Origin of the sequence: Hymenobacter jeollabukensis (genome assembly GCF_005771675.1) — a bacterium.
In the GTDB taxonomy this organism is placed as follows: Bacteria; Bacteroidota; Bacteroidia; order Cytophagales; family Hymenobacteraceae; genus Solirubrum; species Solirubrum jeollabukense.
The window spans coordinates 315,650-327,925 of sequence record NZ_VAJM01000006.1 but is presented as its reverse complement, the minus strand read 5'-3'; the positions used below and the strand labels follow the sequence as shown (position 1 = coordinate 327,925).

At 66.1% G+C, this 12,276-nt stretch carries 8 protein-coding genes; 4 read left to right on the top strand and 4 right to left on the bottom strand.

What is annotated here, in order from left to right; all coding sequences use genetic code 11:
• The first annotated feature begins 52 nt into the window (after nucleotides 1–52).
• Nucleotides 53–817 (top strand): hypothetical protein, encoded by a 765-nt coding sequence (locus tag FDY95_RS15195; RefSeq protein ID WP_138078955.1) that lies wholly within the window; start codon nucleotides 53–55, stop codon nucleotides 815–817.
• Between the two features lie 105 nt (nucleotides 818–922).
• Nucleotides 923–1,747 carry an FkbM family methyltransferase gene (locus FDY95_RS15190; protein ID WP_138078953.1) on the top strand — a complete coding sequence of 275 codons (825 nt, stop codon included), beginning with the start codon at nucleotides 923–925 and terminating at the stop codon, nucleotides 1,745–1,747.
• Between the two features lie 154 nt (nucleotides 1,748–1,901).
• Here FDY95_RS15190 and FDY95_RS15185 read toward each other — a convergent pair whose 3' ends face one another.
• From FDY95_RS15185 to FDY95_RS15175, 3 genes are all read right to left on the bottom strand, one after another.
• A complete protein-coding gene (locus FDY95_RS15185; protein ID WP_138078951.1) occupies nucleotides 1,902–6,710 on the bottom strand; it encodes a T9SS type A sorting domain-containing protein in 4,809 nt (1,602 codons plus the stop codon).
• A gap of 148 nt (nucleotides 6,711–6,858) precedes the next feature.
• A complete protein-coding gene (locus tag FDY95_RS15180; RefSeq protein WP_138078949.1) occupies nucleotides 6,859–9,039 on the bottom strand; it encodes a T9SS type A sorting domain-containing protein in 2,181 nt (726 codons plus the stop codon).
• 546 nt (nucleotides 9,040–9,585) lie between these two features.
• Nucleotides 9,586–10,005 carry an acyl-CoA thioesterase gene (locus FDY95_RS15175; RefSeq protein WP_138078947.1) on the bottom strand — a complete coding sequence of 140 codons (420 nt, stop codon included), beginning with the start codon at nucleotides 10,003–10,005 and terminating at the stop codon, nucleotides 9,586–9,588.
• Between the two features lie 96 nt (nucleotides 10,006–10,101).
• Between FDY95_RS15175 and FDY95_RS15170 the strand changes: the two genes are divergently transcribed.
• Nucleotides 10,102–10,812, top strand: coding sequence for a hypothetical protein (locus FDY95_RS15170; RefSeq protein WP_138078945.1), 711 nt, complete (start codon nucleotides 10,102–10,104; stop codon nucleotides 10,810–10,812).
• A gap of 72 nt (nucleotides 10,813–10,884) precedes the next feature.
• Here FDY95_RS15170 and FDY95_RS15165 read toward each other — a convergent pair whose 3' ends face one another.
• Nucleotides 10,885–11,583, bottom strand: coding sequence for a DNA alkylation repair protein (locus FDY95_RS15165; protein ID WP_138078943.1), 699 nt, complete (start codon nucleotides 11,581–11,583; stop codon nucleotides 10,885–10,887).
• Between the two features lie 226 nt (nucleotides 11,584–11,809).
• Here FDY95_RS15165 and FDY95_RS15160 point away from each other — a divergent pair, with 226 nt between their 5' ends.
• Nucleotides 11,810–12,001 carry a cold-shock protein gene (locus FDY95_RS15160; RefSeq protein ID WP_111477033.1) on the top strand — a complete coding sequence of 64 codons (192 nt, stop codon included), beginning with the start codon at nucleotides 11,810–11,812 and terminating at the stop codon, nucleotides 11,999–12,001.
• Nucleotides 12,002–12,276 lie beyond the last annotated feature (275 nt).

Below are 12,276 nucleotides of genomic sequence, written 5' to 3'. Positions count from 1 at the left end.
CAAGGACTCGTTGCAGTGGATTGCCACGCAACTCCACTATGTTGCCATCGATATGCCTAACTCATTCCGCTGCCATGTTCTACTCATTGCTTGTTGTGCCTGCCTTTTCTTCCAGGGCTGTCAAGAGCAGCCGGCTGTCAGAGGTCCTTTTGTCAAAACCACCTACAGCGACCCTACTACTGAAATCGTTGACCACACACTGTTTGAGTTAGTCGGCACGGACCCTTTTTACGAAGATATCTGGGATTATCAACGACGCATAGGAACGTATGCACCCGACGACTCTGCTGGTCAGCAAGCATTTCTGCGGCGCTATCAACGAAACCGCAAAATCTTCCTGCGCCCCGTGATTTTGGTGGCTTGGCCCCGCCTGAGTTCGAATAGCCTTTCGCGGGAGACGCGTAGCATATTTCTGACTGCTGCACGAGTGGTCACGGATAAGTCATCACGGCCGTCCGAAAAGGAACTTTTTGATGCTGTGCTTTACAAGCGGTTATTGCTCAACATGGAAGGCACAAGTCTGCGAGTAGCGGAAATGCGAAATACGGGTATTTATACGCTGATTGCGCCAACCTCAAGTGTTCAGGCAAAAACGGGTCTTTATTGGCCCAACCACGACTGGCAAAGCAGCAATGCTAACCGTACGCCGGTTAATCAGTTCGCCGTTTCACGGGCCGTCGTTGACGAGACAAATACGCGTGGATGCTTGCTGTTTGAGCGTTTAGGAACCGGGTCCGGCAGAGCAGAATTCATTTTCGTAGAACGCCGACAGGGCCGGTGGACGCTGGTTCACCGCTTCGACTACTGGACCAGCTAACATAATATGAAGGCATTGCTTGGTAAGGCCAAAGCGGCCACTCTGCGCCGAACAATACCTACCTTGCAGCCCCATTATTAACGCTCCAACTGCTGCCCCGCTCCGATGTTTAAAGCCCTGGTCAACTCCATCAAGCGCAAAATCGCCCGCCGCGTCACCAAGAAATACCCCACCCGCGTCGACTCGTTCACCGTGGGCCGGTTCGGCACGGTGAAGTTTGCCAACTGGGAAAACCCGCTGGTGACGCCCAAGAGCATTGCCAACGAAAACGTGGAGTTCTACCAGCAGTTCCTCGGCGAAGGCGACGTGGCCATTGACATCGGCGCCAACATCGGCAACATGACCATCCCGCTGGCCCTGGTGACCGGCAAAACCGGCCTAACCCTGGGCTTCGACCCGAACCCCTACGTGTTTGAGGTGCTGGAGGAAAACACCAAGCTCAACCCCGACAAGACCAACATCGACGCCTACAACTTCGCCATTTCGGAGCAGGACGGCGAGTTTTACTACAACTCCTCGGAGGCGTCGTTCAACAACGGCGGCATCAGCACCGAGCCCAGCAACCGCCACGGCAAATACTCGCTCAACGTCAAAATCAAGGGCGTAAACCTGCAGCAGTTCCTGGAGCAAAACTACGCCGCCCGCCTGCCGCGCCTGAAGCTGGTCAAAATCGACACCGAGGGCTACGACAAGGAAATCATCAAATCGATTTCGGGCCTGCTGCGCCAGTACAAGCCCGCCGTTATCACCGAGTGCTTCGGCAAAAACGACAGCGCCGCACGCTTCGAGCAGTTCGAGCTGCTGCGCAACCTGGGTTACTCGCTCTACTACTTCGCCGATTTCGCCAGCGACGCCGAAGTAGTGCCCATCCGCCAGAAGGAGGACATGCTAAAGTGGAAGCACTTCGACCTCTACGCCGTGGCCGAATAACTGCGCCAATCACAAAAAAGCCGCGCCGGATTCTCCGGTGCGGCTTTTTTGATTGGTAAATATTCCTCGGCGGCTGAAAACCAGCTGGCCATCTTACTCGGTAGCCGGTGCCGCCCGCAGGCGGCATCCGGGGGCGTTGCCGGCCGGCCGGGGGCTATTCGATGACCACCTTCACCGGTTGGAACAATTGGTCCGGGCTGAGCAGCCGCAGCAGGTACACGCCGGCGGGCAGCCGCTCGGTGCGCAGCGTGGCCTGCTGGCCGTTGGCAGGCTGCCGCAGCACTTCCCGGCCCAGGGCGTCGGTCAGCACCAGGGTGCCGGGGCGGCGCAGGGCCGTCCAGCCCACGTGCAGCGCCTCCCGCGCCGGGTTGGGGTAGGCCGTCAGGGAAGCGGCCGGGCGCGCCGCGGTAGTGGCCAGGGCGCCATTCAGCTGAAACTCCAGCGTGAAGCGGCCGGGCACCGTGGTAGCGGGCAGCGTGGCCACGTAACGGGTGCCGGTGGTTAGCAGCTGCCGGGTGCCGGTCTGCGCGTCGTGCAGGTAGACGGTGGTGCCGGGCGCAAAATTGGCCAGCCGGGCCGCCGTGAGGGCGTACGGGCCCGGCGCGGGCACCTGCACCGACACGGGCAGCACCACGGCCTGCGCGCCCAGCGGCGGCAGCCCGTTGATGCTCAGGGCCCGCGCGCCCGCCGCCGTGGCCAGCGCGGCCACCGCCCCGGCGCGGGGCAGCTGGTCGGCATCAAAGCGCGCGTCGAAAGCGGGCGTAGCGCCAGCCTCGAAGTACACGATGGTCGTGTCGGTGGAGCCTGCGCCGGTGGCGGGGGCCAGGGCCAGCAGCAGCACCGGGCGCGGGTCGGTGGTGGCCGGACCGCGGCGCAGGGCCGGCTCGGTGCCGTAGGTGCGCACGCGGGCGGCGTTGGTGAAGCTCAGCGTGGGCGTGGCGCCCGGCGTGTTTACGTGCACCATGAAGCCCTGCCCCGAGCCCACCAGCGGCGAAGCCCCCAGGCCGTTGACGTAAGCGCGGTACTGTCCGGCGTAAGGCCCCTCGCTCTCGAACACGTACAGGGCATCGTCGAGCCCGGCCGGCCGGCTCACCAGGCGCCAGTCCAGCGGCGAGGGGTAGGGGTTGCCCACCAGGTGAAAGCCCGCGGCGGCGACGGCCGGGTCGGCCACCCGGCCCAGCGGCTGGCTGATGGGGCCGTTGTTGAGCGGGCCCCGGAAGCGCACGGTCAGGCCCCCGGCCGGCAGGTGCACGGTGTAGCCCTGGCCCACCGCCAGCGCCGCGCTGGTGTCGGCCGGCGACACCCAGCCGCGGTCAAATGGGGTGAAGCTCAAGGCCGGCGAAGTCAGCAGCCGGCTCTGGTCGTAGCCGTACACCGTGGGGAAGGGCACCACCAGGCCGGGCGTGGCCGAGGCGTTGTAGGCCGCATTGACCACCGGCCCGAAGCCGGCCGTGCGCAGGCTACCCACCGTCGCCGTGGCCACGGGCGCCGAAAAGTGCCGGTAGCCCGCCCCGGCGTAGCGGCTCGGGTCGACGTAACGCTCCACCGTAGCCCGGCCCAGCACCGCCCCGCCGGTGTTATCGACAAGGGCCGTGCCCTGGGCGGAGGAGCGCAGCGTCAGCGGCTGGCCGGCCGTGGTGAGGTTGCCGCTGGTCAGGCGCAGTACCTGGGCCACGGCTACGGGCTGGCTGAGCGCCAGGCCGTTGGCGTTGTTCAGGGTCAGGTCGCGCACCTGCGCGGGCAGGCCCGAGCCCGTCAGCTGTGCCTGGATGCCGTTGTAAATGTAGTAGGCGTCGGGGCTGAAGCTGCGCGTGCCGGTCAGCTGCACCGCGCCGCTGGCCCCGCTGGCACTAATACCGGCCGCGTCGCAGATGGCCAGCGTGCCGCCATCTGCCAGTACGAAATTGCCCGCGCCGGTCAGCGGCTGGCAGGCCGTGCGCAGCGTGCCGCCGGCCTGCACCGTGAGCGTGCCGAGCACGGTGAGCGGCCCGCTGAGCGCGCCCACCCCCGCGCCACCCGTCGCGGGGCCGGTTACGGTGACGTTGCGGTAAGTCCCCTGCACCGCCTGCGTCGCGCTGACGACCAGGTCGCCGGGCACCACGAAGTCGGTAGCCGAGGTGCCCGTGCCGTTGGCCGTCACCGTAATCGGGCCGGTACTGGCGCCCGCCGGCACGGTCGCCGTGAGGCTGCCGTCGCCGTTGACCACGAAGCCCGGTGCTGCTACGCCGTTGAAGGTCACGCTGCTGGTGCCCGTAAAATTGCTGCCCGTGATGGTGACGCCGGTGCCGGGCAGCCCCAGGCCCGGGCTAAACGCGCTGATAACCGGGGCCGGCACCCGCCGCGCCCCCAGCAGCAGGCTCCACATGTCGTAGCCGCCGACGTTGGCTTGCTGATGCTCGCCGCTGCTGGTGGGCGAGTTGGACTGCCCGCCGAGGGCGTAGCCGTAGTGCTGCGTGGTCGTCAGGCAAGTCAGCATATCTTCGCCGCTGCCGCCCAGGCGCCGGTCCCAGAGCACCGTACCCTGGGCCGAGAGGCGCAGCAGCCAGTAATCGGTGCTGCCACGGCTGGGCTGGCTGACCTCCCCGCTCACCGGCGAGGTGGTGGAGGCGCCCACGATAAAGCCGCCGTCGGGGTCTACGTCCACGGCCGCGCCGTACTCGTTGCCGCTGCCGCCGTAGCGGTGCTGCCACTGCAGCGCGCCCTGGCTGCTGACTTTCACCACCCACAGGTCGCGGCGGCCGCGGCTGGGTTCGGTTACGTCGCCGCCCGCGCCGGCGTTGGTGGTGCCGGCCAGCACGAAGCCGCCGTCGGGGGCCACGCGGGCCTGGGCCAGCCAGTCGTCGCCGGGGCCGCCGTAGCGGTGCTGCCACTGCAGCGCGCCGGTGTTGCTGAGCTTGACCAGCCAGAAATCGGCCCCGCCGGGGCTGGGCTCGGTCAGGTCGCCATCGGCGGGGGAGGTGGTGGAGCCGGCCAGCAGGTAGCCGCCGTCGGGGGTGAGGAGCACCGAGCGCAACGAGTCCAGCCCGCTGCCGCCAAAGCGCCGGTCCCAGCGCTTCACCAGCCGGTCGTTCACGCGCAGCACCCAGAAATCGGCCCCGCCGCGGCTGGCCTCGCTCCGGTCGCCGCCCACGCCCGAGCGCGAGGTGCCGCCGAGCAGGTGGCCGCGGTCGGTGAGTACCTGCATGTCGGCCAGCCAGTCGTGGCCCAATCCGCCGTACTTGCGCTTGCGGAACAAGGGCCCTTCCAGCTCTACCAGCAGGTACTCGGCATCGGTGCGGGCCGTGGCCGAGTCGAGCAAGGTGCGGTAATCCGTGGCCCCGGCTACCAGCGTGCCGTCAAGTTGTTCGCGCACTACCGGGTTCCGGTTGCCCCGCGCATCGGGGCCGTAAAGCGTCTGTTCCCAAACGGGCGCCCCGAGCGAGTCGCGCTTGATCAGCCAGGATTGGGTGAGGCCCTGGCCGCCGGTGTTGGCGGGCGGGTTGAAGCCGAAGCCGTTGATGCCGTGCCCGGCCAGCACCAGACCGCCGTCGCGGGTGCGCAGCAGCGTCCGTTGGGTTTCGTCGGGGGCGGCGGTGACCAGCTGGGCCCGCAGGATGGCCCCGCTGGCGTTCAGCTCCACCACCCAACTGCCGCTGGTGGTGCCCACCGGGAAGGCCTGGGACTGGTCGCCCGACTGGTTCGAGGCGGAGGAGGCAAGCAGCAGCATGTGGCCGCCTGGGCGGGCAATGAGGTCGGAGAAGGTTTCCTGGTCGTTGCCGCCGTACGCCCGGTCCCACAGCTTCGTCCCGGCGGCCGATACGGCCACCAGCCACGCGTCGTAGTGGCCGCGGCGGGGCCCACTCTGGTCGCCGCCGGGCGGGCCGGTTTCGGAGAAGCCGCCGAGGACGCAGCCGCCGCCGGTCTGGGGCAGCAGACCGTAGTAGCCAATGTCATTGCCGGGCGAGCCGAACCGCCGGTCCCAGAGCACGGTGCCCTGCGCGGAGAGTTTCAGCAGCCAGTAATCGTCGCCGCCCCGGCTGGGCTCGGTGCGGGTGCCCCCGGCGCCCGAGCGCGAGGTGCCGCACACGTAGTACGTGCCGTCGGCGTTCTGCAGCGCCCGGCCGGCCACGTCCTGGTCGGTCCCGCCGTAGCGGTGGTCCCACTGCTGGACGCCGTTGGCATCGAGCTTGACCACCCAATAGTCGCTCCACGCTGGGTCGATGGGTGGTTCCGAGACGCTGCCATTCTGGCCGGAGCGGGTAAAGCCCGTCAGCAGACAGCCCCCGTCATTAGTCGGAATACCGCTCACGAGCTCGTCGTCGTCGTCGCCCCCGTATGCCTTGTCCCAGAGCTTGTTGCCCTGCGCGTCCAGGCGCACCAGCCAGAAGTCACGCCGGCCGTAGCCGGTCTGCGACTTGTCGGCTGAAGCGGTGGAATCCTGGCTGGTACCGGCCAGCAAGTAGCCGCCATCGGCGGTTTGCCAGGTGCTTTGCAGAAAATCCCACTGCTGGCTGCCGTAGGTCCGTTCCCACAGGCGGCGGCCCTGCGCGTCGAGGCAGATAATCCAGTAATCGTAATAGCCCCGGTTCGGCCCGGCTTTGTCCGGGCTGCTGCCCAAGGTGGTGATGCAGCCTACCACGTAATTCCCGTTGCTGGTTTGAATCACGGACGTAGGCAGGCCCTGCGAAACCCCGGCGTATCGACGGTCCCACTCCTTGATGCCCTGCGCGGTAAACTTGGCCACCCACAAATCCCCTTCCGCCCGGGTCGTGTCACCGACCGGCCCGTTGGCCCCGCTGTTCGTGCTGCCGGCCAGCACATAGCCCCCGTCGGCGGTAGAAACTCCGCGGCTGAAGCCGCCGCCGTCGAAACCGCCGAAGCTCTGCTCCCAGCGCACGGCCTGGCCGCTGGCGTGCCCAACGCTAAGCCAGCCGAGCAGCAGGCCCAGCAGCAGGCGATAAGTAAGTAGTAAGTCTGATTTCATAAAAATGGTTATTAGGCCTTTCCGCACCAGGAATGCGAATCAGCCAGGAGTAAGCAATGCCGGAATTTACCACGCGAAGCCCGGAAAAACAGCTACACCGTTCCCGGTCGGGCCTACCGGGAACGGTGTGCGTCGGTGAAGCGCTGGCTTAGCGAATCTGCAGGCGCTGGGTGCTGGTGCCGCCGGCCGTAGTCAGGCGCAGCAGGTACACGCCGGCCGGCAGCCCGGCCGTGGTGACTTCCCCGCTAAGCAGCCCGCCGCGGACTGACAGCTGTTTGGTCGTCACCGTCTGGCCCAGGGCGTTGAGCAGCGTCAGCGTGGCCTGCGCGCCGCTCAGCTGCGCAGCCGATACCTGGAAGGCCGTTCCACCCGCGGCCGGGTTGGGGTACACGTCCAGTTGCAGCGGCTGGGCCGCTGCGGCCTGCGTGCCAAGCGGTTTGGCGCCCGACTCAAACCGCAGGAAGAAACGGTGCTCGTAAGCCACTGCCGCCGCCGTAAACGTGAGCGTGGCCCCGGCCGTCAGCTCGTACGACTGACCCTGCTCCCGGTCTTCCAGCCACACCCGGGTGCCGGCCGGCAGGGCCTGGCGGGCGGCCACCGCGCCCGCGTTCAGCGCGTAGCTGCGGCCCGGTACGAGGGTGCGCAGGCCCACCGGCACGGTGCGGGTGGCCGTCGTCAGGGCGGGCAGAAAGTTGACCATGCAGGCCTGCCCGGCCGCGTTAGCGGTGAGCAGGGTGGGCACGTTGCGGTTGTCGGCGGGGCGCAGCGCGTCGTAGCGCGGGTCGTGGCCGGCGGTAGCGTCGGGGCGGAAGCCCACGTTGGTCTGGTCGGCGGCGCCGCTGCTCAGGTCCGTAGCCTGCAGGCGAAACAGGCCGGTGGGCGTAGCAGTAGCTGCGGGCGCAGTCCCGGCCGCGCTCCGGAAGAAGGGCGTCAGCGCGGTGGTGCTGTACGCCGGGTCGAGCGGGTCGGCGCGCTGGGAGTCGTTGAAAGTGTACTCCTTAGCGTTGGCCGAGGTGGTTTTGCGCACGAAGAAGCCCTGCATCACCGGGAACAGCTGGGTCAGGGAGTCGCTGCTGCCGGCGCCGGTGACGTTGATGGCTTGGTATCTGCCGCTGTACTGGGTCAGGGAGCGGTAGAAGTACACCGTCCCGTCAAAGCCGTCGGGGTTGTACGTGTCCACGTGCGCGGGGTCGTCGTCGTAGAGGTTGTCGGTCATCACCTGGAAGACGTCAATCGGCGTGGCGTAGGGGTTGCCCACCAGGTGAAAGCCCGACTGGGCGTAGGCGCCCCGGCCCAGCGGCGCCGTTTGCAGCGTACCCTCATTCGGCGTGCCGGTCAGCGCGACCATAGCCGAGGAATTGATGTTTACCGTGTAGCCGCGGGTGGTTTCCAGGGTGCTGCCGGCCGGGCAGCGCCAGCCGTACTCGAAGGCGTCGGCGTTGTTGTTCACCACCGCCGCTTCGTCGAAGTAAAACACGTTCGGGTAGGGCGTGAGGGCGTTGTTGGTGGGGTAAGCGTAGCTGGTGTTGATGATGGGCGAGAAGCCGCTGGTCGCCAGCGAGCTGAACGCAGGATCGGCCACCGGCGTGCTGTAGTGGCGGTAGCCGTTGCCTTGGTTGTAAAGGGGCGAAATGGGGCGCTCGACGGTAATCGGGCCGTTGAGCCGGCCACTGCCGCCGTAGTACACGTAGCCGCTGGTGCCCGCGGGGTTGCTGGCGGGCGCTGCGAAGCGGAGCTTGCCGTTGGTCGTCACGTTGCCACCGGCCAGCAGGGCCCGCCGGGTTATCCGCGCCTGGCTCGCCAGGGTGCTGGCGAAACTGGCCGCCCCCGCGCCAAATGTGACGTCGTTGAGGATGGTCGTGCCCGTGCCGCTGATGTTGACGGTGCCCGAGGTATTTTCTATCCGCAGCAGCGCCGCGTCGCCGCTGTTGATGGTCCCGTTATTGACGATGTTGGCCTTCACCCGCAAGGTGCCGTTGAGCGTCAGCGTGCCCGCGTTGTTCACGGCCGTAGCGCTGGTACCCGTAGCCACGTTGACGGCCAGCGTTGCGCCAGGGCCAACGGTAACGCTGCCACTGCCGGCGGTGTTGCTCTGGATGGTCAGGGTGCGACAAGAGGCAGTGGCAGAAGTAATGGCAGGGTAGCTGCTCTTGCCAGCGGGTATGATGACATCGGTTGTGGGGGACGGAACGCCGCTAGGCGTCCAGTTGGCACTGGCGGTCCACTGGGTGGCCGCTGTTCCCGTAAGCGTTGGGTTCCAGGTGCTCTGAGCATAGGCCGCGGTGACGGCCGCGCAGAGAAGCAAGGCCAGACTATAAAGCTTTTTCATGGGTAAAAAACGAAGATGATGTTGGGTTGAAAAAAGCGCCGGGTAAGCAGAGACGGTACTGTTTTCATTGGCAGCGAACAATTGAAATGGGAGGAATTGAATAGCGGCCAGCTAGCACCAGCCGCCGTAGCGCAAGCCCGCAAGGACGGGCCGGGTCCGGGATAAAAAAGCCCGCCGGCAACGACCTCCACGCGGCCGCGCTGCTAGGCTAAGGCTAGAGAAACGAGGAACCGGGCTCAGCCCCAGTAGGGCAGGCAGTTCGGGCAGCATTCGCCGCTAGTGCCGTCGAAAAGGACGGGGGCGCCGGCGTGCCGGTAGGGTAACAGGATGAATCGGCAAGGATGGCCACCGTGCGAAGGTGCGACGCCGGTGGTAAGTGGAAAGCAATCGGGGGCTAATGGCGTCGGGTGTTCGTAGAAAAGCAAAACCCGGCGGCTGGACAAATCTATTATAGCTCGACCATACTGAGTATAGCTGCTGGCAATTTTTTGGGCTGGTCGTTTTGCTGATCGGTGAAGGCTTCAGGGTGAAGCGTAAATAGCTCCTTCAAGCCTGTACCGGCCCCCACAGCCGTTCCACCACATTCGGCTCCACGCGCTTGGGCCGGCCGGTCTGCGGGTCGAGCAGCACCCACTTGGTTTCGGCTTCGCACAGCAACGCCCCGTCGGCCACGCGCTCGATGCGGGTGAAGCGCTGCGAGGTAGCACCCTTGAACTCGCCGATCCACGTCGTCAGGCGCAGCTCGTCGCCGAGCAGGGCCGGTTTCAGGTAGCGCACGTGGTGCTCCATCACCACCCACACGTACTGCTCCCGCTCGCCCACCGGGTAAGCCGTGAGCCAGTGCGCGCCGGCAATGTCCTGAATCCACTGCACGTACTGCACGTTGTTGACGTGGTTCAGCTCGTCGATGTGGCTGGCTACCACGGTGACGGGGCGCGAGAAGCGGAAGGCGGGCGTGTCGGACATGAGCAGGAGTGAGGGCGCAAAGGAAGAAACTGCTACGCAAAAACCTTCGCCGCGGCCCGGCAGTACACCCTAGTTCCAACCAATGCACCCACAGCCATGCCCTACGAACAGGATTTCGAATTTCGACCCATGAACGACCGGCGCCCCGAAGACGAGCCGCGCTACCGCCAGCCCCGCAGCCGCCACGACGAAGACCACCGCCGCCAGTCCGACGACCGGCGCCGCCCCGAGCCGCGCCCCGGCAGCCGCTACGCCCACGACAATCAGCAGCGCGGCGACCGGTACGATGATTACGACCGCAGCCAGCCCCGCGGCGACTACGGCCGCGACCCGGGCTCGTTTAGCTACGGCCGCCGCTCCGAGTACAACGACCCGTACGACACCGATTCCTTCAGCACTTCCCGCGAGCGGCAGAATCCCAGCGCCTTCCACGGCGGCCTAGGTCCCGGCCAGTACGAGGGCGACTACCGCGGCGGCCGCGGCTACTACTCCGACGAAGACGCGCGCTGGCGCCGCGGCCACGAAGTAGACCGCCCCGAAAGCCGCCGGCGTTTCCAGGACCCCTACGACGACCGCGGCCCCGCCCGCGAGCGGCCCTCCGGCTACGGCCGCCCCGGCGAGCAGGTCCGCCCGATCAACGACCGGTACGGCCATGATGGCTACGACGGCAGCAGCCAGGGCGGCCGCTACCGCGAGGATGACCGCCGCTACGACGACTACCCCGGCCGCGACCGGGCCCACGACGGCCACGATGGCCGCTACCACTACGATGACGAGCAGAATGACCGCCGCAACCGGCGGCGCTAATGGACTCTGCGTAAGCGACAAAAAGGCCCCGGAAGCAGCGTCGCTTCCGGGGCCTTTTTATTGCCCGAACGATTAAGCCTTTACCGCTTTTCTTGCCCATATCTTGGCCAGGTACGGCCGGATGGCGGGCGTCTGGCAGGCCGTGTCGCCGTGGTCGATAACAACGGGCCCGATGCGGTCGGCGGCGCTTTCCACCTGCTCACGCAGGCCCTCACTGCGGCTGCCGATGGCAATCAGCGCCCCGTTCATGCCTTCCTTCGCCCGGTTCGGGGCCGTTTGCAGCTGCTGCTCGATGCGCGTGACGTAAGGCACAAAGGCGGCATCCGGGGCGCCGCTGTCTTGCAGGGCCAGGCGGCTCAGCAGCGCGTAGCCCAGGCGCTGTGGGTATTCGCCGGCGGCCTGGGTCCATTCGGCGACCTTGGCCCAGGCAAAGTCGGTGCCCGCGAGAAGGCCGGCCAGCGCATCGGCGAGGCTGTGGTTGGTCACGTCGGCAGCCCAGGCATCGGCTTCGGCGGGCGTGAACTGCTGCGGATCGGCAATCATGGTGGCCAGCGTACGGGCGTCGTAGTAGCCGGATTGCCAGAGCTGCCGCGCCAGCTGCTGGGCCAGGTTTTTATCCTTGCCACGCCCGACGAGTTGCTTTTTTAGCGCCCCGAAGTGGGCAAAGCTCACCCCGAACGTGTTGTCGCCGAAGCCGTGGCGCAGGTAGGTTTTGCGAGTCTGCTCGCTGCCCAAGGCGCGCAGCTGGGCGAGAAGGTCGTCGAACGTCATGAGGGGGGGGCTAAGTGGGTTGGCGTCGCCAAGGTAGTTTATGCCAATAAATTTAGCAAGCGGGGCGACTTTCGGTCGGTCGAAGGCGCTTGCCTAGCAAACAAATACCTCTATATTTACCGGCGTTTAAGATAAAATGCTTCCGTTTCGTTGCCCCAGCTGTAATGGCTGATGCAGAGTTTTGGCGCGGTTTGGCTTAAATAGTTTCCTTCATCACCTCCTTACCATGCAGACTGGAACGGTAAAATTCTTCAATGAAACCAAAGGCTTTGGTTTCATCAAAAACGACGCGACCGGCGAAGACATCTTCGTACACGTAACCGGCCTCATCGACGAAATCCGCGAAAACGACAAAGTTCAATTCGAGGTGGAGCAGGGCCGCAAGGGCCTGAACGCCGTGCAAGTACGCCGCGCCTAGTTCGCGCTGCCTGCTACGGACCTACCGTCGCCCAAGCGGCCCGCCTCAGCTGAGGCGGGCCGCTTTGTTTTGGGGCAGTCGGCGGCGGGCGGAACTAATGGCCGGGGTATTACGTCCGGCAGGGGCAACGATGCGGCGAGTAGGGCTGCAATTCGCTGGCTGGCCGCTCGCAAGGGCGCCGGGCCGGGCCGGGTTGGAGGCACGGCGGCGGTAGATTACTATACTACCTCGCTATTCGGCTATATTTTCCGTATCTTTGCACCCGCAATTGCAAA

Excerpts from the sequence above, each read along its gene's own strand:
- FDY95_RS15195 (WP_138078955.1), top strand. The coding sequence starts at position 53 with ATGCCTAACTCATTCCGCTGCCATGTTCTACTCATTGCTTGTTGTGCC.
- FDY95_RS15190 (WP_138078953.1), top strand. The coding sequence starts at position 923 with ATGTTTAAAGCCCTGGTCAACTCCATCAAGCGCAAAATCGCCCGCCGC.
- FDY95_RS15185 (WP_138078951.1), bottom strand. The coding sequence starts at position 6,710 with ATGAAATCAGACTTACTACTTACTTATCGCCTGCTGCTGGGCCTGCTG.
- FDY95_RS15180 (WP_138078949.1), bottom strand. The coding sequence starts at position 9,039 with ATGAAAAAGCTTTATAGTCTGGCCTTGCTTCTCTGCGCGGCCGTCACC.
- FDY95_RS15175 (WP_138078947.1), bottom strand. The coding sequence starts at position 10,005 with ATGTCCGACACGCCCGCCTTCCGCTTCTCGCGCCCCGTCACCGTGGTA.
- FDY95_RS15170 (WP_138078945.1), top strand. The coding sequence starts at position 10,102 with ATGCCCTACGAACAGGATTTCGAATTTCGACCCATGAACGACCGGCGC.
- FDY95_RS15165 (WP_138078943.1), bottom strand. The coding sequence starts at position 11,583 with ATGACGTTCGACGACCTTCTCGCCCAGCTGCGCGCCTTGGGCAGCGAG.
- FDY95_RS15160 (WP_111477033.1), top strand. The coding sequence starts at position 11,810 with ATGCAGACTGGAACGGTAAAATTCTTCAATGAAACCAAAGGCTTTGGT.